The organism is Bosea sp. BIWAKO-01, from assembly GCF_001748145.1.
GTDB lineage: Bacteria > Pseudomonadota > Alphaproteobacteria > Rhizobiales > Beijerinckiaceae > Allobosea.
On the sequence record NZ_BCQA01000001.1, the window covers coordinates 3,325,440 to 3,349,537 of the forward strand.

General features: G+C 65.4%; 24 protein-coding genes and 1 other RNA gene. 8 read left to right on the plus strand and 17 right to left on the minus strand.

What is annotated here, in order from left to right:
• Window positions 1-10: 10 nt before the first annotated feature.
• Window positions 11-1,459, minus strand: coding sequence for a MocR-like pyridoxine biosynthesis transcription factor PdxR (gene pdxR / locus BIWAKO_RS15340; RefSeq protein WP_084651434.1), 1,449 nt, complete (start codon window positions 1,457-1,459; stop codon window positions 11-13).
• An 85-nt stretch (window positions 1,460-1,544) separates the two neighbouring features.
• On the opposite strand from pdxR, the gene BIWAKO_RS15345 reads away from it, so the two are divergent.
• Entirely contained in the window at window positions 1,545-2,204 is a 660-nt protein-coding gene (locus BIWAKO_RS15345; protein WP_069882527.1) for a GNAT family N-acetyltransferase, read from the plus strand.
• A 93-nt stretch (window positions 2,205-2,297) separates the two neighbouring features.
• On the opposite strand, the gene BIWAKO_RS15350 is transcribed toward BIWAKO_RS15345, so the two are convergent.
• The 12 genes from BIWAKO_RS15350 to tkt form a co-directional block, all read right to left on the minus strand.
• Entirely contained in the window at window positions 2,298-3,314 is a 1,017-nt protein-coding gene (locus tag BIWAKO_RS15350; RefSeq protein ID WP_069879392.1) for a peptidoglycan -binding protein, read from the minus strand.
• Between the two features lie 57 nt (window positions 3,315-3,371).
• Window positions 3,372-4,364, minus strand: a complete 993-nt coding sequence (locus tag BIWAKO_RS15355) for a flagellar motor protein MotA (protein WP_069879393.1) — start codon at window positions 4,362-4,364, stop codon at window positions 3,372-3,374.
• 214 nt (window positions 4,365-4,578) lie between these two features.
• A complete protein-coding gene (locus tag BIWAKO_RS15360) occupies window positions 4,579-5,367 on the minus strand; it encodes an inositol monophosphatase family protein (protein ID WP_069879394.1) in 789 nt (262 codons plus the stop codon).
• Window positions 5,368-5,438: 71 nt separating this feature from the next.
• Entirely contained in the window at window positions 5,439-6,374 is a 936-nt protein-coding gene (locus BIWAKO_RS15365; RefSeq protein WP_069879395.1) for a tetratricopeptide repeat protein, read from the minus strand.
• Window positions 6,371-7,018 (minus strand): thiamine phosphate synthase, encoded by a 648-nt coding sequence (locus BIWAKO_RS15370; RefSeq protein ID WP_084652247.1) that lies wholly within the window; start codon window positions 7,016-7,018, stop codon window positions 6,371-6,373. The genes BIWAKO_RS15365 and BIWAKO_RS15370 overlap by 4 nt, the downstream gene beginning before the upstream one ends.
• Before the next feature lie 2 nt (window positions 7,019-7,020).
• On the minus strand, window positions 7,021-8,175 hold the full coding sequence (locus tag BIWAKO_RS15375; protein ID WP_069879397.1) for a benzoate/H(+) symporter BenE family transporter: 1,155 nt from the start codon (window positions 8,173-8,175) through the stop codon (window positions 7,021-7,023).
• Between the two features lie 254 nt (window positions 8,176-8,429).
• A complete protein-coding gene (gene fba, locus BIWAKO_RS15380; RefSeq protein ID WP_069879398.1) occupies window positions 8,430-9,512 on the minus strand; it encodes a class II fructose-bisphosphate aldolase in 1,083 nt (360 codons plus the stop codon).
• A 216-nt stretch (window positions 9,513-9,728) separates the two neighbouring features.
• Window positions 9,729-9,920 (minus strand): hypothetical protein, encoded by a 192-nt coding sequence (locus tag BIWAKO_RS15385; RefSeq protein WP_069879399.1) that lies wholly within the window; start codon window positions 9,918-9,920, stop codon window positions 9,729-9,731.
• The gene (locus tag BIWAKO_RS15390; protein WP_069879400.1) at window positions 9,917-11,107 is read right to left on the minus strand and encodes a phosphoglycerate kinase; all 1,191 of its coding nucleotides are present in this window, start codon (window positions 11,105-11,107) and stop codon (window positions 9,917-9,919) included. Before BIWAKO_RS15390 ends, BIWAKO_RS15385 begins: the two co-directional genes overlap by 4 nt.
• The gene (locus BIWAKO_RS15395; protein WP_141740102.1) at window positions 11,104-11,565 is read right to left on the minus strand and encodes a hypothetical protein; all 462 of its coding nucleotides are present in this window, start codon (window positions 11,563-11,565) and stop codon (window positions 11,104-11,106) included. The genes BIWAKO_RS15390 and BIWAKO_RS15395 overlap by 4 nt, the downstream gene beginning before the upstream one ends.
• Before the next feature lie 69 nt (window positions 11,566-11,634).
• Complete coding sequence (gap, locus tag BIWAKO_RS15400) at window positions 11,635-12,645, minus strand: type I glyceraldehyde-3-phosphate dehydrogenase (RefSeq protein WP_069879402.1); 1,011 nt, start codon at window positions 12,643-12,645, stop codon at window positions 11,635-11,637.
• A gap of 97 nt (window positions 12,646-12,742) precedes the next feature.
• On the minus strand, window positions 12,743-14,740 hold the full coding sequence (gene tkt, locus BIWAKO_RS15405) for a transketolase (RefSeq protein ID WP_069882528.1): 1,998 nt from the start codon (window positions 14,738-14,740) through the stop codon (window positions 12,743-12,745).
• Window positions 14,741-15,012: 272 nt separating this feature from the next.
• On the opposite strand from tkt, the gene BIWAKO_RS15410 reads away from it, so the two are divergent.
• The 6 genes from BIWAKO_RS15410 to BIWAKO_RS15435 all read left to right on the plus strand — a co-directional run bounded on the left by BIWAKO_RS15410 (window position 15,013) and on the right by BIWAKO_RS15435 (window position 18,008).
• The gene (locus BIWAKO_RS15410; RefSeq protein WP_371331978.1) at window positions 15,013-15,300 is read left to right on the plus strand and encodes a DUF4164 family protein; all 288 of its coding nucleotides are present in this window, start codon (window positions 15,013-15,015) and stop codon (window positions 15,298-15,300) included.
• Between the two features lie 14 nt (window positions 15,301-15,314).
• On the plus strand, window positions 15,315-15,683 hold the full coding sequence (locus BIWAKO_RS15415) for a cell division protein ZapA (RefSeq protein ID WP_069879404.1): 369 nt from the start codon (window positions 15,315-15,317) through the stop codon (window positions 15,681-15,683).
• A 133-nt stretch (window positions 15,684-15,816) separates the two neighbouring features.
• The gene (locus tag BIWAKO_RS15420) at window positions 15,817-16,314 is read left to right on the plus strand and encodes an AAA family ATPase (protein ID WP_069879405.1); all 498 of its coding nucleotides are present in this window, start codon (window positions 15,817-15,819) and stop codon (window positions 16,312-16,314) included.
• A gap of 69 nt (window positions 16,315-16,383) precedes the next feature.
• A non-coding RNA gene (gene ssrS, locus BIWAKO_RS15425) (6S RNA) lies at window positions 16,384-16,538 on the plus strand.
• A gap of 8 nt (window positions 16,539-16,546) precedes the next feature.
• Window positions 16,547-17,125 (plus strand): 5-formyltetrahydrofolate cyclo-ligase, encoded by a 579-nt coding sequence (locus BIWAKO_RS15430; RefSeq protein ID WP_069879406.1) that lies wholly within the window; start codon window positions 16,547-16,549, stop codon window positions 17,123-17,125.
• 55 nt (window positions 17,126-17,180) lie between these two features.
• On the plus strand, window positions 17,181-18,008 hold the full coding sequence (locus tag BIWAKO_RS15435; RefSeq protein WP_069879407.1) for a TIGR00282 family metallophosphoesterase: 828 nt from the start codon (window positions 17,181-17,183) through the stop codon (window positions 18,006-18,008).
• A 19-nt stretch (window positions 18,009-18,027) separates the two neighbouring features.
• Here BIWAKO_RS15435 and BIWAKO_RS15440 read toward each other — a convergent pair whose 3' ends face one another.
• Window positions 18,028-19,392 carry a globin-coupled sensor protein gene (locus BIWAKO_RS15440; protein WP_069879408.1) on the minus strand — a complete coding sequence of 455 codons (1,365 nt, stop codon included), beginning with the start codon at window positions 19,390-19,392 and terminating at the stop codon, window positions 18,028-18,030.
• Window positions 19,393-19,641: 249 nt separating this feature from the next.
• On the opposite strand from BIWAKO_RS15440, the gene BIWAKO_RS15445 reads away from it, so the two are divergent.
• On the plus strand, window positions 19,642-20,388 hold the full coding sequence (locus tag BIWAKO_RS15445) for a YebC/PmpR family DNA-binding transcriptional regulator (protein WP_069879409.1): 747 nt from the start codon (window positions 19,642-19,644) through the stop codon (window positions 20,386-20,388).
• Window positions 20,389-20,500: 112 nt separating this feature from the next.
• On the opposite strand, the gene BIWAKO_RS15450 is transcribed toward BIWAKO_RS15445, so the two are convergent.
• The 3 genes from BIWAKO_RS15450 to BIWAKO_RS15460 form a co-directional block, all read right to left on the minus strand.
• Entirely contained in the window at window positions 20,501-21,310 is an 810-nt protein-coding gene (locus BIWAKO_RS15450; RefSeq protein WP_176733329.1) for a sulfite exporter TauE/SafE family protein, read from the minus strand.
• Between the two features lie 117 nt (window positions 21,311-21,427).
• Entirely contained in the window at window positions 21,428-22,459 is a 1,032-nt protein-coding gene (locus tag BIWAKO_RS15455; RefSeq protein WP_069879411.1) for a DUF1254 domain-containing protein, read from the minus strand.
• Between the two features lie 17 nt (window positions 22,460-22,476).
• Window positions 22,477-23,886 carry a DUF1254 domain-containing protein gene (locus BIWAKO_RS15460; RefSeq protein ID WP_069879412.1) on the minus strand — a complete coding sequence of 470 codons (1,410 nt, stop codon included), beginning with the start codon at window positions 23,884-23,886 and terminating at the stop codon, window positions 22,477-22,479.
• Window positions 23,887-24,098 lie beyond the last annotated feature (212 nt).

Genomic DNA, 24,098 nt, shown 5'->3' on the forward strand with positions numbered 1-24,098 from the left:
GGTCTTGTGGTTACGCCGGGAGCAACCGACCCAGGTTCGCCACGACCTCCTCGAGCGTGTCAGCGGTCACGCGCGAGATGCCGAAGACGAGCCCGGGCCGAGGCCGGCCAAGATGGAAGCGCGACATGGGCTGCATCGCATAGCCATGCTGGCTGAGGTGGTGTGCTGTGGCGCGATCATCGACACGTTGGTCCTTGAACCATGCGGCGAGTTGGAGGCCACCTGTGCCGCCGCCGAGGTGCAGAACCTGCCCGCAATGATGGCTCAGGGCCGCCATGCTCATGGCCATGCGCGCGGCATAGGCAGCGTTCATCTTGCGAATATAGGCGCGCAGCCGCCCCTCTCGGATGAAATCGGCAAGCGCCGCCTGAACATGGATCGGTACAACCGCGCCGCGGAGTTGCAGGCTGACATAGGCGTCTTCCAGCAGCCAGGGCGGAACGATCGCATAGGCGACCCTTACCCCCGGTGCCAGAACCTTCGAGAACGTGCCGAGATAGGCGACGACATTGTTCCGATCGATGCCCTGCAGCGCCGCGATCGGGCGGGATGCGTACTGGAATTCGCTGTCGTAGTCGTCCTCGATGATCAGAGCTCCGCTGGCCTGCGCGACCTCCAGCAAGGCCAGTCGTCGTTGCAGGCTCATCGTTGCGCCTGTGGGGTATTGATGCGAGGGCGTTACATAGATCAGCCGCGCCGGCGGGCCGGAGGCCTTGCTGATATCGATCCCTGCGCTGTCGCAGGGGACCGGGACGATGCGTGCTCCGACCGCCTGCAACAAGGCCCGTGCCGCCGGGTATCCAGGCTCTTCCATCCAGGCGATACTGGCATCGCTTGCGCCGGCTTGGATCCGGATGGACGCGAGCAGGCCGATCGCCGCCCTGGTCGAGGGAAGAACGAGGACCTGCTCAGGCCGCGCGACAACGCCGCGCCGGTCGGCGACATGAGCGATGATCGCTTCCTGCAATTCGCGGATGCCACCGGCGTCGCCGTAGCCGAGATCGTGAATCCGCAGCGAGCGGGCTCGGGCGCCCAGACATCGCGCCCAGGTTGCGTGGGGAAAGTCGGCGAGGTCCGGGATGCCGGGCTCGAAGAGCTTCTCGGCGAGTGGTTCGGCGATCGGCCATGGAGTGGTCGGCTCGGCGCGATCCAGTCCCGGGGAGGGCAGCTTCGCAACGGGGGCAACGCGACTGGCCGATCCGGACGCGGCCACAAGATATCCTTCCGCCTTGAGCCGGTCATAGGCCAGGACGACTGTCGAGCGAGCGACACCAAGAGCGTTGGCCAAAACGCGCGTCGACGGCAGGCGCTGACCTGCAAGCAATTGGCCCTGCAGGATGCGGTCCCGTACCGCGCGGTAGACCTGTCCTTCTAGATCTCCCGCGGTCCGATCGAGCGGAGACCACACCGGATGCGGAGGCGTTGTCGCGACGTCCAAAGTGGTCTGATGAAAATCCATGAAGTGGCAGTTTATGTCCTACCGGCAATCCCGACAACTGTCGCCGGTTTCGGTCTTCAACCCGGTTCGACATCAGGAACGCATCATGGATCTCTCTCATTGGAAGGGCGTGTCGCGCCCGGAGCGCGTAGCGCTGGATGGGCGGTACACCCGGCTCGAGCCGCTGGAGGCTGCGCGGCACGGCAAGGATCTCCTCGTCTCGGCCCAGCAACCAGGTGCGCAGGACCGCTTCCGTTATCTGTTCGAGGAGGCGCCAGCCGATCTGGCAGCCTTCGATCCCTGGCTCGAGAAGGCGTCAGCCTCGCCCGATCCGCTGTTCTTTGCCGTGATCGACAAGCGGACCGGTCGGGCCGAGGGACGCCAGGCGCTGATGCGGATCGAGCCTGCACATGGTGTGATCGAGATCGGCAACATCCTGTGGGGGCCCGCGATCGCTCGCAGTCGTGTCGCGACCGAGGCGCTCTATCTCTTTGCCAGCCATGCCTTCGACACGCTCGGCTACCGCCGCTTCGAGTGGAAATGCAACAACCTCAACGAGCCCTCGAAGCGCGCTGCGCAACGCTTCGGCTTCACGCCGGAGGGTGTGTTCCGCCAGCACATGGTCACCAAGGGGCGAAATCGCGATACGGCCTGGTTCGCGATGATCGATGGCGACTGGCCGCGCCTGAAGGCCGGCTACGAGGCCTGGCTCAGCCAGGACAATTTTGACGAGAACGGCCAGCAGCGTTCGAAGCTGGCATTCTAAGGTTGGCGCCAGCGTCTCGCATGCTGTTCGGGCCAAGGCATTTGGCTGGATAGGCGTGATACGGGTTGGGAAGGCCGCCAGGGCGGCTTTCCCTTACCGCTCCGTGATCTTGAACTCGATCCTGCGATTGCGCCGGTAGGCTTCATCGTTGCTGGCGAGGTCGAGAGGTTGGAACTCGCCGAACCCGGTTGCAGCGATGCGGTCGGCGGGGAGGCCGCGTGTGATCAGATACTCGACAACCGCGACCGCACGTGCCGTCGACAGGCTCCAGTTGGACGGGAACTGTGCGGAGCGGATCGGGCGGGCGTCGGTGTGGCCGTCAACGCGCAGGATCCACGGGATATCGGGTGGCATCTCATGGCCGAGATCGGTCAGGATGGTGGCGAGCTTGTCGAGTTCGGCCTTTCCTTCAGGCTTCAGCACGGCCTGGCCGGCATCGAAGAACACCTCCGACTGGAAAACGAATCGGTCCCCGACGACACGGATGTCGGGACGTGTGCCAAGCACCTGCCTGAGACGGCCGAAGAAGTCGGAACGGTAGCGCGCCAGTTCCTGCACGCGCTGCGCGAGGGCGACATTCAGTCGCGAACCGAGATCGGCAATACGGGTCTGCGATTCCTTGTCCTTGGCTTCGGACGCCTCGATGGCCTGCTCGAGCGCGGCGAGCTGCCGGCGCATGGCCTGGATCTGCAGGTTGACCTGCTCGACCGTCGCCTGGGCTCTGGCCGAGAGCTGCTTCTCCGCGTCGAGCGCCTTCTGGGTGTCGGCAAGCTGCGCCGGGCCGTTCGTCGCCTGCGCTTCGAGCGCACCCTGCAAGCGGCCGCGCTCGCTCTGTTCGCGCGTCAGGGTTGATTGCATCAGGAGCAGGTTCTCCTGGGCCTGCCGGTTGGAGACGCGCTCCAGCGCAAGCAGGTCGGACAGCTCAGATATCTGGCGGTTCAGCCGTTCCAGCGCGGTGTCCTTGCCGGTCAGTTCCTGCGACAGGAAGAACTGTCCGAGCACGAAGACCGAGAGCAGGAAGACGATGCCGATCAGCATCGTCGAGAGGGCATCGACGAAGCCGGGCCAGAAATTCAGCTGCTCACGGCGGTAGGTGCGGGACAAAGCCATGGCTTCAGGCCTCCCTCGTCTCAGGACGCGCCTTCGTCAATATGCCCCATGAGCGGATCATGGTTCGGAGACGCCGTTTGCGGTCAGGCGCTCGATCAGGCGCTTCAGATCCTTCTCGCGGGCCGCCTGGGCCTCGACCCAATCGCGGATCAACTGTTGTTCGGCACGCATGTGCTGGACCAGCCCCTGCACGCCTTCGGCAAGGTTCGAGATCGCCTGAGTGGCGGCGCGGTTATTGGGGCCGTCGGCCAGTGCTGCACTGAGCCGGTCGAGCTTGTCGCCGAGATTGCGGCCGATATCGGGGTTGAAGCCGGGGGCCGCGACGGCGGAGGCCGCCTCCCGGCTGCGCGAGCCGAGCCAGCTCTCGAGTTCGTTGCGGAAGCGCCGCTGTGCCTGACCGACCTGTAGTTCCAGGAAGCCCAGGATCAGCGAGCCCGCGATGCCGAAGAGCGAAGACGAAAAGGAGAGGCCCATGCCGGCAAGCGGTGCGGCAAGGCCGGCCTTGAGTTCGTCGAAGAGCACGCCGGCTTCCGCGCCTGTGCGCAGGCTCTTGATGACGTTACCGACCGAGCTCACGGTTTCGAGGAGGCCCCAGAAGGTGCCGAGCAGGCCGAGGAAGACGAGCAGGCCTGCGAGATAGCGCAGCACCTCGCGACCGTCGTCGAGCCTTACCGCGATCGATTCGAGCACGGAGGCTGCTTGAGTGGGGGCGAGGGTCCCTGCATCGAGAGCCGGCAGTACCGGACCGAGCGGGGCAATGACCTGGCCGCGCTCGACATCGGCGAGCCCCGGCGCTGCGGCGAGCCGGGTCGCAGCGGCCGCTTCGCTGTTGACGCGCCAGAGTTCGCGCAACGCGATCAGCACGCCGACCAACAATGCACCGAGAATGAGCCCGTTGAGACCGGGATTGGTCATGAAGGCCGTGACAAGGCCGACCTGGAGGATGAAACCCAGGAATCCGATCAGGGCGATGAACAGGATTGCGCGGATCGCGTAGCGCAGCGGCCGCGAAAAGCGGGTTGTTTCCCGTGTCGTCGCGACCGTGCCCATCTCGGCCGCTGGGACCTCTCTGTCCATGCCTCGTCTTCCGTTCGCCTGGAGCCTGCCACACCCGGGTGATCCCGAGCTGGCGTCTCTCATCAACCATCGGACCGTGAGCGGGGTGGACCCGAATCCGGGCACCCCTGTCCACGATCGCAACGCTGGAGGCAGACTGTCGCCTCCCGCTGCGCCATGATCAAGCGTGAAAGATCAAAGCTGTATGTCAGCCAGCCGTCTTGAGCGCGGCGCGAAGCGCTTGTTCACCGACTTCGTTGCCGCAGATGATATCCTTGGCGCTGGTCGGCTGCTTGCCATCGAGCGTGCCGAAGGTACCGCCAGCCTCGCGGATCATCACGGCGCCCGCCGCGAAGTCCCAGGTGTTGAGGCCGCGTTCCCAGTAAGCGTCCATGCGGCCGGCCGCGACATAGGCGATATCGAGCGCGGCGGAGCCCATGCGGCGGACATTGGCAAAGCGCGTCATGACGGCGCCGAGCTCGCGCAGAAAGAGCGGGTGGCCACCCTTGCCGATATGGGGCACGCCCATGCTGATCAGCATGTCGGTCGGCTCACGGCGACCGGAAACCCGCATGCGGCGATTGTTGACATAGGCGCCTTTGCCCTTCTCGGCGATGAAGAGCTCGTCCTTGGCTGCATCATAGACGATGCCCGCGACGAACTGGTTGTCGCGCTCCAGCGCGACCGAGATGTTCCAATGCGGGATGCCGCGCAGGAAGTTATGGGTGCCGTCGAGCGGGTCGATATGCCAGCGGTTGCTCTCGTCGGTGCCGTGGACGACGCCGCTCTCCTCCATGACGAAGCCGTAGCCCGGTCTGGCCTTCTCCAGCGATTCGCGCAGGATGCTCTCGGCCTTGTGGTCGGCCTTCGAGACGAAATCGCCTGGGCCCTTGGCGAGCACCTGCAGGTTCTCGATTTCACCGAAGTCGCGCTTCAGCGAACGGGACGCCTTCATCACGGCGTCGGTCATCACGGTCATCAGGGGGGAGCGGATCATCTAAAACCTCATGCGCGCCTTGAACGCGAGAAGGCCGGCAGCGCCATCGCTCCGGCCTGGAAATTCTGCCGTCACTTGCTCGGCTGGCTCGGCGTAGTCAAGGCCGTGCCCTCGATCCGGTCGGCGGCGACGCGTGCGATCCGGTTCATTTGCTCAGGTGTCATGCGATCGAGCAACTGGTCGAGCATGGGATCGTCGAGGCCCTGGGCCCTGGCGGCGAGATGCCAGGCAGCGGCCTCGGCACTGTCGGGAGCGATGCCGCGGCCAGCCAGATAGAGACGGGCGATGCGGTTCTGCGCAATCGCATTGCCCTTGTAGGCGGCGCGCAGGAAGAGCTTGGCGGCTGCCGTTTCGTCTGCGGCGACGCCTTCGCCATTGAACAGCATGATCGCATATTCGATCTCGCCCGCGACATTGCCGCTCTCGGCCGCCTTTGCCATCCACTCGGCCGCCTTCGTATTGTCCTGCGGCACGCTGCGGCCCTGCTTGTACAGCACGCCCAATGCGTGTTCGGCATCCCCGATACCGGCCTTCGCAGCGATCTCGATAGCCGCAACGGCCCGTTTGTCGTCGGTCTCCTTGCCTATCGCAAGCAGCGCCAGGGCCAGGTTGTAGTTGGCAGCCGGATGGCCGGCTGCGGCGGCACGTTCCAGCAGTTGGCCGGCTTTGGCAGGGTCGCGCTTGCTGTTGCGCTGGTCGAGCAAAGCGATGGCGAGCGCATAGGCTGCGTTGATGTCGCCACGGTCGGCTGCGCGCTCATACCATTCGGTGGCGGCCGTGGTGTTTTCCGGGACGCCCAGACCCAGGCGATAGATTTCGCCGAGCAGTGTCATGGCCGCGGCGTCGGTATTGTCCGCTTCTATGCGCTTCAGCGCCTCTTCCTGAGCCCGGCGATAGTGGCCGGCCTGAAAGGCGCCATAGGCGAGGTCGATATCGGCGGCCGATGCAAGGCTGGCCGGCGCGAGCGCCAGCCCGACGAGCAGCAGGCTGCGCCGAAGGCGTCTCACCGGCCGGCCTTCCGGGTTGCGCAGGCGGCAATCGCCGCATTGGCGGCCTCGACAAGCGCGCGGATATCCTGATCGTCACCAAAGGCCCATTCACCTAGCGCGACGAATTCGGCGCCGGTTTCGACAAGCGCCGGCACGGATGCCGCGTCGGGTGCATAGGCCACGCATGGTGTCTCGAAGATCTCCGCCCACCAGGTGGCGCGCTCGACGACTGCCGGCAATGGCGGCATCGAGCCATCAGGCCGCGGTTCGCCGAACATCACGTAGTCGACGCCGGCCTCGCCGACATCCATGGCGTCGTGGCGGGCGCGCAGGCCGCCGGCGCCGATGATGCGTTCATCGCGCAGGCTGGAGCGAGCCTCGCGGATCGCCTCCGGGCCCTCGACCAGGTGGACGCCATCGGCGCCACCGCGTGTCGCAATCAGCGCCGAACCTTCGACGACGAGCGCGACGCTGTTGGACTGGACGGGGCCGGCTATGCGCTTGACGCGCTCGATCCGGCTGCGGTCGTCGCCCTCGGTGAGGCGTAGCAGCACGGCGGCGACGTCGCCGCCGGCGAAGGCCTGCATCAGGCGGAATGACATGGCCTCGGCATCCGCGACAGGCGGAGTGACGAGCATGAGGCGGGTCTGTGAAGATGTCATGGTCATGATCTTGCGCGCAAACGGCCTGCGAGAGCGTCCAATGTCAAGACCGCAAGTCCGGCGACGAGACTCCAGAAAGCGGAGCCGACACCGAAAAGCGAGAGACTGGACGCCGCAACGGCGAAGGTGATGACGGCGGCGAAGCGCTCGGAATCCTTGGCCATGGACTGGCCGAGCGCGCCTGTCAGCGAGCCGATGAGGCCGAGCCCCGCGACCGCGACGATCAGCGCCTTGGGCATGGCGATGATGAGCGCGAGCAGCAGACCGGCCGTCGCGGCGATGCCTAGCCAGAACAGACCGTAGGCGATGCCGGCCTTCCAGCGTTGCTTGGGGTCGGGATGAGTGTCGGCGCCCGTGCAGATCGAGGCGCTGATCGCTGCGAGATTGACCATATGCGCGCCGGTCGGCGCCGTGATGAAGGACATCAGCCCGGTGACGAACAGGCTGGGCGCGGTCGGCGGATGATAGCCGGCGGCGCGCAGCACGGCGAAGCCCGGCAGGTTCTGCGCCGCCATGGTGACGAGATAGAGCGGGATGCCGATGCCGATGATCGCGGTCAGGTCGAAGCGCGGCCAGGTCAGGACGAGCTCGGTCAGCGCCATGTTGCCGCTGGGCAGGGTCGCGAGCCCGGTTCCAAAGCTCAGCGCCAGGCCGGCGGAGAGCGCGGCGATGACGCCGAGGAACGGGTTGATCAGGCGCGCGACCAGGAAAACGGCGAGCAGCGTCAGGACAAGGGCGGGTTGCAGCTTCATCTCGTCGAAGACCGCGACCACGAAGCGGAAGATAACGCCGGCAAGCATGGCCGAGGCGATGGTCATCGGAATCCGCTCGATCAACGCGCCGAGCGGCCGGAAGGTGGCGGTCAGCATCATCAGGGCGGCCGCGGCGAGGAAGCCGCCGATCGCGGCCGCGAGATCAAAGCCGCTTGCGGCCGCAATCAGTGCTGCACCGGGCGTGGACCAGGCGCAAATGATCGGCATCCGATGGCGCCAGGACAGCCAGATGCTGGCAAGCCCCTTGGCGATGGCGAGCCCGACGATCCAGGACACTGTCTGCGCTTGCGTCGCGCCAATGGCCTGCGCCGCGGCAAGCACGACCGCCACGGAGGCGGCAAAGCCGACAAAGACCGCGACCAGCGCGGAAAAGACGATCGACATCGGGCACTACCGCGGCAGTAAGGCAGGCCGCGCAGGGGGGGCGCGACCAGACGGGCCTTTCCTTGAACCAGAAAAGCAGGGCGCCCGGAAGGGCAGGGACGAAACCGGCGCATGTCCGCGGCGCCTGTCTCTGAGTTGCCATGGCCGCCCCTGAACGTGAAACGCCCGGCGAAAGCCGGGCGTTTCTGTTCGATGCATTCGGGTCTGGGTCGCAACCTTGCGTCGCGCTGGCCCACTCGCCCGAGTGGGGTGTCCTACGCGGCCCTGTTGCCGGCAAAGGTCGGGTCGAGTTCACCCTTGGCATAGCGCTTGGCCATCTCGGCCGTGGTCGCGACGCGCTTAATCTTCGAGGCCTGTCCGGCGGTGTTGAACTCCTGCAGGCGCAACGTGCAGAGCTTGGTCATCGCCTCCATGGCGGGCTTCAGATATTTGCGCGGGTCGAATTCGCCGGGATGCTCGGAGAGGATCTTCCGGATCTGGCCGGTCATGGCCATGCGATTGTCGGTGTCGATATTGATCTTGCGCACGCCGTGCTTGATGCCGCGCTGGATCTCCTCGACAGGCACGCCCCAGGTCTGGGGCATCTTGCCGCCATACTGGTTGATGATGTCCTGCAGGTCCTGCGGCACCGAAGAGGAGCCGTGCATCACGAGATGCATGTTCGGCAGCTTCTTGTGGATCTCCTCGATGACATGCATGGCGAGGATCGCGCCGTCGGGCTTGCGCGTGAACTTGTAGGCGCCGTGCGAGGTGCCCATGGCGATGGCGAGCGCATCGACCTTGGTCTCCGCGACGAATTTCACGGCCTCCTCCGGATTGGTCAGGAGCTGGTCATGGGAGAGCTTGCCCTCGAAGCCATGGCCGTCCTCCTTCTCGCCTTCGCCGCTTTCCAGCGAGCCGAGCACACCGAGCTCGCCCTCGACCGAGATGCCGCCGAGATGAGCCATCTCGGTCACCGTCTTGGTCACACCGACATTGTAGTCCCAGTCGCCTGGGGTCTTGCCGTCGGCCTTGAGCGAGCCGTCCATCATCACCGAGGTGAAGCCGGCCTGGATCGCGGTCATGCAGGTCGCCGGCTCGTTGCCGTGGTCGAGATGAACGCAGACCGGGATATGCGGATAGATCTCCGTGACGGCGTCCATCATGTGCTTGAGCATGATGTCATTGGCGTAGGAGCGGGCGCCGCGCGAGGCCTGGATGATGACGGGCGCATCGGTCGCGTCCGCTGCGGCCATGATCGCCAGTGCCTGTTCCATGTTGTTGATGTTGAAGGCGGGCACGCCGTAATCGTTCTCGGCGGCATGGTCGAGCAGTTGGCGAAGCGTGATGCGGGCCACTTTGGTCCTCCCTTTGGGCTTAGAAGCGTTCGGGGAGGATTTAGTGCGGATGGCCTGCGATGGCAAAGCGAAAGCGGCCGCAGCGTGAATGCGGTTCGCGGCCTCGCACCTCAATCACCTCGCCTGCTCGGCGAAGTTGCTGTTGCGGCATGGCTCATCGCGAGCCGTCCGACGGTTCGCGTGCCTCGATTACCGGCGGGCTCCTGACGGAAGGTCTCAGCCGAACAGGCGCTCGTGGATGGCTGAGGCGCAGTGATTCACCGGGCCTACTGCCAGAACGCCGACGCTGCCGATCGGCAACCAACGCGCGCCAGGCCAACCGAGGATATCGGCAAGCAGATAGGTCGCCAGTACCGCCAGCGCCGCCGCGCAGGCATGGAACAGGACGATGAAAGCGTTGCGGCTCACCGCGCCCGCAGCGCTTCGACCCCCGGCAGGGCCTTGCCTTCCATCCATTCGAGGAAGGCACCACCCGCCGTCGAGACATAGGACAGCTCGTCGGCAACCCCGGCATGGTTCATCGCTGCGACGGTGTCGCCACCGCCAGCGACTGCCACCAACTTGCCTGCCTTGACGCGCTCGGCCGCAGCCTTGGCGACGGTGACCGTCGCCGTGTCGAAAGGATGCAGCTCGAAGGCGCCGAAGGGGCCGTTCCACACCAGCGTCCTGACGGTGTCGAGCTTGAGCACGACCTCGGCGACGCTGAGCGGGCCGGCATCGAGGATCATCTCGTCGGCAGCGACCTCGGTGATCGGCACGACGCGGTGTCCGGGATTGGCCTTGAACTCACGGGCGACCAGCGCATCGACCGGCAACATGATCTCGCAGCCGGCGGCCCTGGCCTTCTCCTCGATCTCGCGGGCGGTCGCGAGGAGATCATGCTCGCAGAGCGACTTGCCGACATCGACGCCGCGTGCGGCGAGGAAGGTGTTGGCCATGCCGCCACCGATGGCGAGGACGTCGACCTTCTTCACCAGGTTGCCAAGCAGCTCGAGCTTGGTCGAGACCTTGGCGCCGCCGACGATCGCCATCACCGGGCGGGCGGGATTGTCGAGCCCGGCGCTCAGCGCTTCCAGCTCGGCCTGCATGGTCCGGCCGGCATAGGCCGGCAGGACATGGGCGAGGCCCTCGGTCGAAGCATGGGCACGGTGGGCGGCGGAGAAGGCGTCATTGACGAAGATGTCGCCATTGGCGGCGAGCGCCCGGACGAAGGCGGCGTCGTTCTTCTCGTCGCCCGCATGAAAACGGGTGTTTTCCAGCAGCAGGACTTCGCCGCTCTTGGCGGCGGCGACGGCCTTGGCGGTGTCGTCACCGATGCAGTCATCGACAAAGATCACCGGCTGGCCAAGCCGATGGGCGAGCGCCATGGCGACCGGCTTCAGCGAATCCTTGGGATCGCGACCCTTTGGCCGGCCGAAATGCGCGAGCAGGATGACCTTGCCACCCTTCTGCGAGATTTCGCGAATGGTTGGCAGGACACGGTCGATGCGTGTCGTGTCGGTGACCTTGCCGGCGTCCATCGGCACGTTCAGGTCGACACGGACAAGGACGCGCTTGCCGGCGAGATCGGCGTCGTCGAGCGTGCGGAAGCTCATCGCGGCAGAAGTCCCGGAAACAGACCCGGCACGCCGAATTTCAGCACCAGGATGGTGAGCAGCACGGTGAGAACGGCAGTGACGAGGGCGGTCGTGAACAGGGTTGCCGAACGCGGTGTCGCGTCGACGCGCTCGCGCAACGCTGCGACCTCCTGGCGGATTCCCGCGAAGTCCATGGCGCCGGTCGCTGTCTCCACCTTGGCGGCACTGCGCTCCAGCGAGGCCTCGGCGCGGGTGAAGACGGCCTCGTAGCGGGCGAACTTCTCCTCGATGCGCGCAGCCTTGTCTTCGATGCGAGAGAGCTGGTCGAGCTTGCGCGGCTCCGCGGTTGGCGCCGCCTCCTCGCTCCGGCTGGCTGCGGAGAGAGCCGTCACCGTTGCTCCCGTCGCGCTGGGCGCAGCGATGAAGGGCTCGGATGGGCTCGCCGGCGCGGCGACGGTCGGCTCGATCTTGGTCATGCGCTTTCCGTTCATTCGAGAAGGGTCAGGCGGGGCCCGGCAGCGCGCCGGGTCCCGCCGGCCGTTACGTCAGATGAGCTTCGCCATCGCGACGGCGGTGTCGCTCATGCGGTTCGAGAAGCCCCACTCGTTGTCGTACCAGGACAGGACGCGGACGAACTTGTCGTCCAGCACCTTGGTCTGGTCGAGCGCGAAGGTCGACGAAGCCGGATCGTGGTTGAAGTCCATCGAGACGTTCGGCTGGTCGGTGACCGCGAGGATGCCCTTGAGCGGGCCGCGCTTCGAGGCCTTGATGATGGCCTCGTTGATCTTCTCGACCGTGGTCTTGCGCTTCGAGATGAACTTGAAGTCGACGACCGAGACGTTCGGCGTCGGCACGCGGATCGAGGTCCCGTCGAGACGGCCCTTCAGCTCGGGAATGACGAGGCCGATCGCCTTGGCGGCGCCGGTCGAGGTCGGGATCATCGACAACGCGGCAGCGCGGCCGCGATAGAGATCCTTGTGCATCGTGTCGAGCGTCGGCTGGTCGCCTGTATAGGCATGGATCGTGGTCATGAAGCCCTTGTCGATGCCGACCGCGTCCTGCAGCACGCGCACAACCGGCGCGAGGCAGTTCGTCGTGCAGGAGGCGTTCGAGACGACGAGATGGTCCTTGGTCAGGGCGTTGTTGTTGACGCCGAAGACCACCGTCAGGTCGGCGCCGTCGCAGGGCGCCGAAACCAGCACGCGCTTGGCGCCGGCGGCGAGATGGGCGGCCGCCCTGTCGCGGGTCGTGAAGATGCCGGTGCATTCCAGCGCGATGTCGACGCCGAGCGCCTTGTGCGGCAGGTCCTTGGGATCGCGGATCGCCGTGACCTTGATCGGTCCCCGGCCGACGTCGATCGTGTCGCCGGAGACTGTCACGGTGCCGGGGAAGCGGCCATGGACGGAGTCGAAGCGGAAGAGATGAGCGTTGGTCTCGACCGGGCCGAGATCGTTGATCGCCACGACCTCGATATCCTTGCGCTTCGACTCAATGATCGCGCGCAGAACGTTGCGCCCGATGCGGCCGAAGCCGTTGATCGCCACCTTGACCGTCATCTCAATCCTCTCCTTCGCCGTTTCACGGCGCGTTGGCCGTTATTCACGCGGGCAAATCGGCCAAAGCATGGCCAAACGCAAGTGTCCGCGTGAAAACTCAGCCGTTATGCCGCTTCAATGCGGCTTCGACCACTGCGTCGGGCGTAATGCCGAAATGCTTGTAGACGTCCTTGTAGGGGCCGCTGGCGCCGAAGGAAGCCATGCCGACGAAGATGCCGTCATGGCCGATCACCGCATCCCAGCCGAAGCGGACGGCTGCCTCGATCGCGATCTTGACTGGGGCCTCGCCAATGATCTGGTTCTGCGTCGCCTCGTCCTGAGCGAGCAGCAATTCGAGCGAGGGCACGGAGACGACACGGGCGCGGACGCCCTTCTCGGCCAGGAGCTTGCGGGCGGCAACGGCGATCTCGAGTTCAGAGCCGGACGCGAAGAGCGAGACCTGCGCCTTGCCGCCCGCGGCCGCCTGCAACTCATAGGCGCCCTTGGCCGAGCGGTTGGTCGCGGTGCCATCCGTGCGGAGCTGCGCGAGATTCTGACGCGAGAGCGCCAGCACGGTCGGCCCTCCGGTCCGCTCAAGAGCGATCTGCCAGGCTTCCGCCGTCTCGATCGCGTCGGCCGGGCGCAGCACGCGCATGTTCGGCATCGAGCGAAGCGAGGCGAGATGCTCGACCGGCTGGTGGGTTGGGCCGTCCTCGCCCAGGCCGATCGAGTCATGGGTCATGACATAGACGACCGGCAGGCCCATCAGGGCCGCCAGACGCATCGAGGGGCGGGCGTAGTCGGCGAAGACCAGGAAGGTGCCGCCGGCGGTGCGGAAGCCGCCATGCAGGGTGATGCCGTTCATCGCGGCAGCCATTCCGTGTTCACGGATGCCGTAACGGATGTAGCGGCCCTTCGGGGTCTTGAGCGTGAAGTCTTCCAGCCCCTTCGCCTTGGTGTTGTTCGACGGCGTCAGGTCGGCCGAGCCCGAGACCAGCTCCGGCATCACCGGCACGATGACGTCGAGGGCGAGCTCAGAGGCCTTGCGGGTCGCGACGGTGACCGGGTTGGCGGCAAGGGCCTTCTTGTGGGCGACGATCACCTTGTCGAGCTTGCCCGGAATCGTATGGGCGAGGCGGCGCTCGAACTCGGCGCGCTTGCGTGGCGACAGCGCCTCGAAGCGGACGAGCCAGTCCTTGTGGGCGAGGTGGCCGGCCGAGCCGAAGGCGCGCCAGCTCTTGAGGACGTCGGGGGCAATCTCGAAGGCTGCGCCGGTGATGCCGAGCTTGGCCTTCGCGGCTGCGAGTTCCTCGGCGCCAAGCGGCTCGCCATGAGCCTTGGAGGTGCCAGCCTTCTTCGGTGCGCCGAAGCCGATCACGGTCTTGCAGGCGATCATGGTCGGCTTGTTCGACTTCTGGGCGCGGCGGATCGCGGCCTCGATCGCATCGGGATCATGGCCGTCGACGCGCTCGGAGCGCCAGCCGCAGGCCTTGAAGCGCGCGACCTGGTCGACCGAGTCGGAGATCGAGAGCGGGCCATCGATCGAGATGCCGTTATCGTCCCAGAGAACGATCAGCTTGTTGAGCTTGTGGTGGCCGGCAAGCGCGATCGCTTCCTGGCTGATGCCTTCCATCAGGTCGCCGTCGGAGGCCAGGACATAGGTCTTGTGGTCGACGACCTTCTTGCCGAATTCGGCGGCGAGCATGCGCTCTGCCATGGCCATGCCGACTGCCGTGGCGAGACCCTGGCCAAGCGGGCCGGTGGTGGTCTCGACGCCGACAGTCATGAAGTTTTCGGGATGCCCCGGGGTCTTCGACTCGAGTTGGCGGAACTTCTTGAGGTCGTCGAGGCCCATGCCCGGCGTGCCCGTGAGATAGAGCAGAGCGTAGAGCAGCATCGAGCCGTGACCGGCCGAGAGAATGAAGCGGTCGCGATCCGGCCAGCGCGGATCGGCGGCGTCGTAGTTCATGACGCGGGTAAACAGCACGGTTGCGACGTCGGCAGCACCCATCGGCAGGCCGGGATGGCCGGACTTCGCCTGCTCGACGCCATCCATTGCCAGGGCGCGAATGGCGTTGGCGAGCTTGTCGTGCTGGGCGCGGTCGATCGTGGTCATGGTGTCATTGGCTCCGGCGGGCGGAAGGGCGCGTCCCGCGTCCGAACCATGCCGGAAGGGCATGAGGGCGACGGTCCGGTAGGCTTTCGGGGCATCGTTTTCGTGCGGGTGCTCGATAGGATGCCCGCTCTCCCGGAGTCAATTCATCAGGGGGCTGCTATCACAGTTGAGAGCTGCGAATATCTGCCCGAAAGCGTTTCCCACTTGCTCACATCCTGCTTTAGGCTCGCGAATCATGGAGCCGGCTTCGAACTGAAAGGGAGGAGACGACCGTGGCGAGCCTGATGCTGGACAATGCGCTTGCGCGACTCGATAGCGCACTCGCGCAACTCGAGGCGGCTGCGCGCCGACGCATCGAGGCGGAGCGCGGACGGGCCAATCTCGAAACCGAGCTGACGTTGATGCAGGACGACAGGGCCCGGCTCGCAGCGGAGCTCGATGGCGCGATCGCGCGCGTCGGCCAGGTCGAAACCGCGGCGGGCGACGTCGAACGCAGGCTGGAAAAGGCGTTGGGGGCGGTGGGCGACGTGATCGCCCGCGCCGAGGCGCGCGAGCACTGAATACGGAGGGCGTGATGCCGCAGGTGAATGTCACGATCGCGGGCAAGGCCTATCGCATGGCCTGCGGCGACGGCGAGGAAGCCCATCTCGAAGGGCTCGCCAATCTCTATGACGGCAAGATCGATGAAATGCGCCAGGCTTTTGGCGAGATCGGCGACATGCGTCTGCATGTGATGGCCGCGCTGATGGTCGCCGACGAGGTGTCGGAGCTCAAGGAACGCGTCGCGACGCTGGAGAACATGCTCGCCGCCGTGCGCGGCGATGCCGGCTCGGCCGATCAGCGCCTGGGCGAGGTCGAGGAGCGCGCCGCAGAAGCGCTGGTCACTGCGGCAGAGCGTATCGAAAGCGTGGCGCGCAGCCTGATCCCAAGTCCGGTCGGCTGAAACCTCCTGCGACGGCATCGCCTATCCCCATCTGACCGACCGCGTGATCCAGCACGGACGGGTGCGGGCAGCCTGGCAGCCGATCCACGGGGGGCCGCTTGCCCGGAGGCGTTCTCTCGGTGAAACAGCGCCGATGCAGCATTATGCGATTTTCCTGAGCGGCCCGATCGGCGCGGGCAAGACGACACTCGGCAAGGGCCTCGCCGCGGAGCTCGGTGGCGGCTTCATCGACGGTGACGACCATTCCGATCCGGATCTGCCCTGGTATGGCTCAATCCTGCAGACGAGCCGATCCGTGGTCAGGACCGGCCTCGAGATCCTCGCGGTTCAGCCAGTCGTCGTGATTGCCTATCCGCTGGGGTGCAGCACCTGGATCTTTTACAAGCGTCATTTCGCGGATGCCGGCGTTCGTCCCTTCTTCGTCAGCCTGCGTGCCTCCTATACCGGCATCACATCGGCAGCACGCGGTCGCGCATTCGACAAGGAGGAGCGTGAGCGCATCCGCGTCATGCTGCATGAAGGCTATGCTGAGCGTCCCTTCAGCGACCTGATCATCGACACCGACCTGCTGCCGTTCGAGGCGGCGCTGCAGCGGCTCGCGAGAGACGTGCGACAGTTGATCGCGGCGTGAGCCTGCATCCTGTGCGTCGGCTGCAACTCGCCACTGGCGCTTTGCCGGCGAGCATCCTACATAGCTCTGGCGGGGCTGCCCGGTGCGTGAGAGTATGTATTCCCGGGCCCATACGATCTCCTCGGGAGCTGTCCCTGACTGGGTCCCTGGACCCAGACATATGGCGCCCACCTACTTAGTAGGTGTCCCGGGATCGAAAACTCCACGGCCAAGGTGGCTCCGCACTTTCCCCATGCGCACTGACCTTCAAACGACGCCGCTCCGCGGCAAGAGCGAGTTGCGGATCGAGGCGCTCTCGCGCCGTGACGCGCTTGAGATCGATGACCGGCTCGAATGGGATCAGGCGATCGTCGCCGGCGTCCTGGCGCTGCCGGCGCTGGCTGGAGGCGGGACCGTCTCGGCCTATTGGCCGATGCGCTCCGAGGCCGACCCCCGGCCGGTTCTGGAAGCCCTGCACGCACAGGGCGTGCCGCTCTGCCTGCCGGCCATCGTGAATGGCGCGATGATTTTCCGGAGCTGGGCGCCGTGGGAACCGATCGTGCCCGGCGGCTTCGGTACGCTGGTGCCTGAGCCGCAACAGCCGCAGGCAAGGCCGAGCATCCTGCTTGTGCCGCTCGCGGCCTTCGATCGCCGCGGTTACCGCATCGGCTATGGCAAGGGCTATTACGACCGCACGCTCACCGAGCTCGGGGCGGTCACTGCGATCGGCCTCGCCTATGGCGCGCAGGAGATCGCGGCTGTTCCCGATGAGCCCCATGACCGCAAGCTCGACTGGATCGTGACCGAGCGCGAATCCATCCGCTGCGGTTGATTCGCGTTCGCGTTCGCGTCAGTGAAGCGCTCCTTCTTCGTTCAGGGTTCCCGTCATGCGTTTTCTCTTCCTCGGCGACGTCGTCGGTCGCCCCGGTCGCATTGCGGTTCAGGAGCGCCTGCCCGGCCTGCGTGAGCGCTGGAAGCTCGACTGCGTCGTGATCAATGGCGAGAACTCTGCCGGCGGCTTCGGCATCACCGAGGCGATCTGCGACGAGTTTCTGGCCGCCGGGGCCGATGCCGTGACGCTCGGCAACCATTCCTGGGATCAGCGCGAGGCGCTGGTGTTCATCGAGCGCCAGCCGGCCCTGGTCCGCCCCGCCAATTATCCGCCGGGAACGCCGGGCCGCGGCGCGACCGTGATCGAGGCGCGCAACGGCGCACGCGTGCTGGTCGTCAATGTGATGGGGCGGTTGTTCATGGACCCGCTCGATGACCCCTTTGCCGCGGTCGAACGCGAACTCGCGGCCTGTCCGCTGCGCGAGGTCGCCGACGCCGTCATCATCGATGTCCATGCCGAGGCGACCAGCGAGAAGCAGGCCATGGCCTATTTCGTCGATGGCCGCGCCAGTCTCGTGGTCGGCACCCATACCCACGCCCCGACCGCCGATACGCGCATCCTGCCTGGCGGCACCGCCTACCAGTCCGATGCGGGCATGTGCGGAGACTATGATTCCGTTCTGGGCATGCACCGGGAGGAGCCGGTTCGCCGCTTCCTGCAGAAGGTTCCCGGCGCGAGGCTCGAACCTGCGTCCGGTCCCGGGACGCTGTCCGGCGTAGCGGTCGATATCGACGACGCAACGGGGCTGGCCCGGGCGGTCTGGGCTGTCAGGCTGGGGCCGCATCTGAGCGAAGCCATGCCGGAGGCGTGGGAGCGGGGCTGATCACCCCGCCCTGAACCGTTCAGACAGTGCGGCCCTGACGGGCGAGGTTCTCGAAGGCGGAGGTAAGCGACGAGGCTTGCTTCGCCAGATTTTCCGCGACGCCCAGGACATCCGAGACATTGGCGCCGGCCGTCTGCGCCATCTCGCTGACCCCGCTGGCGGCCTGCGCGACTTCCTGCGTTCCGAGCGCGGCCAGGTTGACGCTGCGGGCAATTTCCTGCGTTGCGGCGCGCTGCTCGTCGATCGAGCCCGCGATCGTCACCGTCGTCTGTTCCATCTGCGTGACGAAGGCGACGATGCTCTCGATTGCCGCGACGGCTTCGCGCGTCGCCGCCTGCATCGCCGGGACCTGTGCCGCGATCTCGTCGGTTGCCTGGGCCGTGCGGGCCGAAAGCTGCTTGACCTCATTTGCGACGACGGCAAAGCCGCGCCCGCTCTCGCCGGCGCGCGCGGCCTCGATCGTGGCGTTAAGCGCGAGCATGTTGGTCTGGGCGGCGATCGTCTTGATCATCTCGACCACGGCGCCGATGGTTTCGGCCGAATGTGCCAGGCTCTTGACGATGATGTCGGTCTTCATCGCGGCCGCATTGGCGTCATGGGCCATGTTCGCCGCGCGCGAGATTTCGGACGAGACATCGTTCAGCGAGATTGAGAGCTCTTCGGCCGCGCTGGCGACGTTCTGGACATTTGCCGAGGCTTCATCGGAGGCTTGTGCGGCGACAATGGCCTGCGTGCCGGTATCCTGCACGACGTTGCTGACGGCGCGCGCCATGGTCTCGACGCGGGTGGCGCCGGTGTTGACCGTGTCGACCACGCCGCGAACCGTGACCTCGAAGGCCTCGATCTCGGCGCGCGTGCGCTCACGGCTTTCGCGCTGCACGTCGGCATAGGTCTCGAGCAGCAATTCGAGGTCCAGTTGTACGGCCTTGTTGAGCGCGGCCCGCATGGCAATGCCCCGGACGAAGCGCTTATGTTGCCAGAAGCCGTTCAGCTTCTGGAGACCGTCGCGGTCGACACCAAGCTCGGCGCCGATCGCGTTGGAGACGATGGTGTGGCAGATCGCGACCGCGTAGACTGGAACACCGTGACGATAGAAGGCCGCGGCGAGGCTGCGGGCGGATTCGAGGTAGCCATCCCCGAGGTCGCCCGAGGCCAGCCTGATCCAATGCGCCAGCCTGAGTTCATGAACCTCGGGCGTTTTCAGTGCGCGGCCGGTTTCCGGCCAGCGATCGAATTCGACGTGCAGTTCCTGCAGCAACCCCGGCAGTCTCGCCTTGGCGAAGGCGGATTGCAGGCGCAGCAGGGCAAGATCGTCGGCGCCGATCTGGAACGCGCGGAAGCGCATGTCCTGTTCGGCGATGGCTATGCTGGACACGGATTTCATGAGGTCGGGAGAGCTGCAATCTGGCAGGAGGGACTGATTTGAAGTGACCCTGACCCAGTTCGGCAAAGATTGGCTTAACGCTGCTCTCGCCGCGCTTCTGCCGTGGAAACGCAGTAGGAGCATCGTCATTCAGGGCGGGCCGGCGGCTTGCCTGCCGGCAAAAGCCCCGCTTATAAGGCGCGGATTGCCTCGCTGGGCCCAGTTTGGTCCGCCTTGGCAGGTCCACAGTGACAAAAGAGGCTGACCTCGATGGCCGGGCATTCCCAATTCAAGAACATCATGCACCGCAAGGGCAAGCAGGACGCGGTGCGGTCCAAGCTGTTCTCGCGGCTCGGACGCGAAATCACCGTCGCGGCCAAGATGGGCATGCCCGACCCCAACATGAATCCGCGCCTGCGCATGGCCGTGCTCGCCGCGCGTGCCGAAAACATGCCGAAGGACAATATCGAGCGCGCCATCAAGAAGGCGGCCGGCAATGAAGGCGAGAACTATGACGAAGTGCGCTACGAGGGCTATGGCCCGGGCGGTGCCGCCGTCATCGTCGAGGCGCTGACCGATAACCGCAACCGCACCGCTTCGGCCGTCCGCTCCTACTTCACCAAGGCGGGTGGAGCTCTCGGCGAAAGCAACTCCGTCTCCTTCATGTTCAACCGCGTCGGCGAGGTCACCTACCCGCCGGAGGCCGGCGATGCCGACAAGGTCATGGAAGCGGCGATCGAGGCCGGCGCCGACGATGTCGTCAGCGACGAGAACGGGCACACCATCCTGTGCGGCTTCGATGCGCTGAACGAAGTCTCCAAGGCGCTCGAAGCCTCGCTCGGCGCGCCGGCTTCGGCCAAGCCCGTCTGGCGCCCGACGACGACTGCGCCGCTCGACGAGGAGAAAGCCGCCTCGATGATGCGGCTGATGGAGGCGCTCGACAATGACGACGACGTGCAGAACGTCTTCGCCAATTTCGAGATCGCCGACGAGATCATGGCGAAGCTCGGCTCGTAAGGCGCCAACGCATCCTGACAATCATGGTCGGGCTTGTCCCGGCCGTGACGCCTGCTCCTTCATCGCGTGGGGCAAGACATGGCTGCTCGCCTGCGAAGGCGAAGACGGGTGTTCAACGCCCCAGCATTCCATCCCATAGCGGCAGGCTGATCAGCGCGCTGAGGAAGATGACGAGATAGGCGATGCGCCGGAACGTCCCTTCGGAGGCGATCCGGAAAGCATGCGTGCCGACCCAGAGACCGGCGCCGTAGATCGCAAACAACGGCAGCGCCATCGCAAGCGATGCGGTCGTGATGATGCTCTTCAGCCAGAGCAGGACACCGCTGACCACGGTCGACAGGCCGAAATAGGTCTGGAGGTTGGCGCGGGCCTTATGCCGGTCATTGCGCTGGGCACCGAGCCAGAACACGGCCAGCGGCATGCCGCCGATGCTGGAGAGGCCGTTGAACAGGCCCGACAGCGAACCGACGCCGAGCGAGAGCGGGATGCCCGGCTTGCCGTGATAGCGCCAGCCCGAGGCCATCAGCGTCACCGCGGCCAGAACGAGCACGGCGACGATCCAGCGCATCGTCCTGGGCTCGAGCCAGGTCAGCAGCCAGAGCCCGAGCGGCAGCGTCAGCGTCGCGGCGATCAGCAGGGGGATGACCTCGCTCCATTCGGCACGCTTGGCCGAGCGGGCGGCGATCGGCAGGGCGAAGGGCAGATCAATGACCCAGATCAGGCCCAGCGCCGCGACCGGACCCAGCACCAGGCTCGCCAGGGGCATGAAGACCATGGCGAAGCCGAAGCCGGTGAAGCCGCGGACCAATCCGCCGAGCAGCGTTGCGCCGAGAAGGGTGGCTATCCCCGAGAGGGTGAGGCTGGGAAACAACGCGGAAAGCAGGTCGGTCATCGGTCCGGGGAGGTAAGGCAGGCGGGGCAACCCACCATCACCCAAGTCCCGGCGGGATCAACCCTTTCCTTGTGATGGCATCGATATGCGGACGTCATCGATGCCGTGCGAGCACGCGCGCAACTGCGCGTGCTCGCCTCGCCCTTGTCAGTTTACTGCCACCGGCTCGGGGAATTTCCATTTGTCGCCCAGGATCTCGGCGCGCGGGCGGTAGAGCCGTACGGTGTAGTTCCACCCCTTCATGGTCGGCAGGCAGTTGGGGATCTTGCCGTCGCAACCGCCGAACTGGATGGCGATCGCGCCGCCATCGCTCCTCTTCGCCGTGATGTTGTTGATCGTATAGGCATCGTACTGGTTCTTCTCGTAATAGCCCTCGGCGTTGTAGAGGCTGACCGACCAGAAGCCGTTGACGGGCACATCCTTGACGGTGAGCTTGTAGATGGTGGTTCCGTCATTCCTGCTTGGCGTGACGTTGAGATAGATGGCGTCCTTGTCGGGATTGCCGCCCCAGCCCGTCGCGGTCCCGATCAGGTGGCGAATGGGGTTGACCTCCTTCTTCGTGCCGAACGCCTTCTTGAAGTCCGGGATCGTCGAGCCGAGCACGAGCAGCGCGTCGCGCACCTTCTTCTGGCTTGCCGGATCCCAGTTCGGCACTTCGAACTTGCCTGGTCCCTTCTGGCTGGCCTTGATCGCATCCTGCAAGGCGTGGACCTGGTGAACGTCCTTCGGGTCGGCGGGGTCGACCAAGGTGCGGATGCCGACCACCGCATAGCGCGTGCCGACATCCGCCCTGGTCAGGGTGTGACTGCCAGCGCCGTAATAGACCGCCGGTACATAATGGTCCTCGCTGACCACCTGCATCGACATGAAGCGCTTGCCGGCATCCGGCAGCGTGATCGTGACCGGGCCGGCATCGAGATCGAAGACGGCGGCCGAATAGAGCGTGTCGCGATTGAGACGGATGACCGTCTGGTTGTCGATCGAAGCCGGTTCGCGGCGATGCAGAAACGTCCCGAGACTACCGTCCTTGACCATGTTGCTCATGTAGAGGTCGGACTCGGCGCGGATGAAGTTATCCGCGCCGACTGGGACCGAAGCTGTTGAAGGCACTTGTGCCGCTGCGCCGCCACATGCGGCCAGTGTCGCTAGCCAAGCGAGGATCGTGAGCCTGGTGTTCATGATTCAAAATCCTTCGGTCAGTTTGCCTGCTGCAGCGGTGGGGCCTTCCATTTGCCGTTCAGCGCCGCCGGCTTCGGCCAGTACAGCCGCATCGCGGCGAAGAACGGCCCCTTCGGGGTGGGCAGCCAGTTGGCTTCCCGCTCCTTCCCCGGGGACTCATTCTGCACGTAGATCGTGATTCCGCCGTCCGGGTCGCGCTTCAAGCCGGCGAGCATCGGCGAATTGATCAGATAGCGGTTGAGCGGATTGGCGTAGAGCAGGCTCGCCGGCAACTCGTACATGGTCAACGACCAGAAGGCGTTGACTGGCGGCAGCTGCCCCGGGGCAAAGCGCAGGGTGTAGCGCTGGGCGCCGCTCAGTTTCTGTTTGGCGGAATCGATGAAATAGACGGGATAGAGCGCCTCCTGCTTGGAGTTCCCGTAGATCCCGAGTGCAGCTCCCGACATCCGCGCCATGTAGTCGTTCTTGAGGAAGGCGCGCGTGCCGAAGCCGTCGGCGCTGGTTCGCTTGCCGGTATCGAGCTGCGTTTCCTTGTAGTCTGCGAAAGTCTTCCAGGCGTCGGTCATGCCGTCTTGCAGCGCCTGGCGCGACTCGGGTGAGAGCGAAGCAAGGTCGATCGATTTGCCAGCACCGACTCCGATCTTCGCAAAGCGCGCCCTCAGCGCCCTTTCCGACGGGTTTGTCGGGCTGAACTGCAGGATGAAGCTCAGGACGTTGAAGAACTCGGGCGAGTTGCGCTCCTGCTCAGTCGTGAGCGGCTTGATGAAATTGACATTGGGTGGCGGCACCGGCGCCGGCCTTCCCAGGAACTGCGAGAGTGGCAGGACCTTGTAACCAGCCTGTATGGCCTTCACCTTTTCAATGTCGCCGGGGTTGAAGAGTTGCGTCCGATACAGAACGAAAGCGAAATCCGTCTCGGCGCGGATCACCGACTTGATCCCGGCTGGCTTCTCACCTTTCCACCCGGGCCCGGCCAGGAGATAGCTCCCGGCGCCGTTGCCCGTGGCGCGGCTGCCGACATAGGCGAAGTTGAAAGTGTACTGGTCGATGAACTGAAGTGAATAATACCGTCCCTTCTCGACCGCTGGCACCGTGAACACCAGCGGCTCGGCGCGCAGATCGGCGCCGACATAGGAATAGGGCGTGTCCGAGTTGGGCGTCTGGATCGCTGTGTCGGCCGGGGTGTAGACCCGCGCATTGTTGACGAGCGTGTTCCAGGGAGCCTTGAACTCCGGGCTGTTGCGATCGACGAAATACGAATGCTGAATCCGGTAATTATCGACGAGCGGGAAGCCGTAGATCGTCGCTTCCTTGGCTATGGCGCGGGCTTCGGCAGGGCTAGGAGCTTGCGCGTGTGCCGTCGGCGCCAGCTGTGGCAGCAACAGGGCAAGCGAGGCAGCGAGAGAGACGAAGAGCGACGTTCTCATGATGTATTTCCCTGGATTACTGCGCTGACATCTTCTGGATCACTAAAAACGTCCGGGTCTTTCGCCGAAAGATCGCAATCGTCGAAGCATAGGGTCAAGCTGTGCGCAGCGCATAGAGGGCAGGCCATGCCGGGTCGCGCGCCTTGCCATTCCGGCGGCGCTCCTCAGCAGGACCACGGTAATGGAGTACAAACCGTGTCCAGACTAGTGTG

Bases quoted from the DNA above. Each gene is read 5' to 3' on its own strand.
- BIWAKO_RS15355 (WP_069879393.1), bottom strand. From the start codon at position 4,364: ATGGGCACGGTCGCGACGACACGGGAAACAACCCGCTTTTCGCGGCCG.
- tkt (WP_069882528.1), bottom strand. From the start codon at position 14,740: ATGACCACGATCGACCGCGCCCAGCACGACAAGCTCGCCAACGCCATT.
- BIWAKO_RS15375 (WP_069879397.1), bottom strand. From the start codon at position 8,175: ATGTCGATCGTCTTTTCCGCGCTGGTCGCGGTCTTTGTCGGCTTTGCC.
- BIWAKO_RS15430 (WP_069879406.1), top strand. From the start codon at position 16,547: ATGCGCACTGACCTTCAAACGACGCCGCTCCGCGGCAAGAGCGAGTTG.
- BIWAKO_RS15390 (WP_069879400.1), bottom strand. From the start codon at position 11,107: ATGAGCTTCCGCACGCTCGACGACGCCGATCTCGCCGGCAAGCGCGTC.
- BIWAKO_RS15370 (WP_084652247.1), bottom strand. From the start codon at position 7,018: ATGACATCTTCACAGACCCGCCTCATGCTCGTCACTCCGCCTGTCGCG.
- BIWAKO_RS15360 (WP_069879394.1), bottom strand. From the start codon at position 5,367: ATGATCCGCTCCCCCCTGATGACCGTGATGACCGACGCCGTGATGAAG.
- BIWAKO_RS15350 (WP_069879392.1), bottom strand. From the start codon at position 3,314: ATGGCTTTGTCCCGCACCTACCGCCGTGAGCAGCTGAATTTCTGGCCC.
- BIWAKO_RS15345 (WP_069882527.1), top strand. From the start codon at position 1,545: ATGGATCTCTCTCATTGGAAGGGCGTGTCGCGCCCGGAGCGCGTAGCG.
- BIWAKO_RS15395 (WP_141740102.1), bottom strand. From the start codon at position 11,565: ATGACCAAGATCGAGCCGACCGTCGCCGCGCCGGCGAGCCCATCCGAG.
- BIWAKO_RS15435 (WP_069879407.1), top strand. From the start codon at position 17,181: ATGCGTTTTCTCTTCCTCGGCGACGTCGTCGGTCGCCCCGGTCGCATT.
- BIWAKO_RS15420 (WP_069879405.1), top strand. From the start codon at position 15,817: ATGCAGCATTATGCGATTTTCCTGAGCGGCCCGATCGGCGCGGGCAAG.
- BIWAKO_RS15415 (WP_069879404.1), top strand. From the start codon at position 15,315: ATGCCGCAGGTGAATGTCACGATCGCGGGCAAGGCCTATCGCATGGCC.
- BIWAKO_RS15455 (WP_069879411.1), bottom strand. From the start codon at position 22,459: ATGAACACCAGGCTCACGATCCTCGCTTGGCTAGCGACACTGGCCGCA.
- pdxR (WP_084651434.1), bottom strand. From the start codon at position 1,459: ATGGATTTTCATCAGACCACTTTGGACGTCGCGACAACGCCTCCGCAT.
- BIWAKO_RS15440 (WP_069879408.1), bottom strand. From the start codon at position 19,392: ATGAAATCCGTGTCCAGCATAGCCATCGCCGAACAGGACATGCGCTTC.
- BIWAKO_RS15460 (WP_069879412.1), bottom strand. From the start codon at position 23,886: ATGAGAACGTCGCTCTTCGTCTCTCTCGCTGCCTCGCTTGCCCTGTTG.
- BIWAKO_RS15445 (WP_069879409.1), top strand. From the start codon at position 19,642: ATGGCCGGGCATTCCCAATTCAAGAACATCATGCACCGCAAGGGCAAG.
- gap (WP_069879402.1), bottom strand. From the start codon at position 12,645: ATGACGGTCAAGGTGGCGATCAACGGCTTCGGCCGCATCGGGCGCAAC.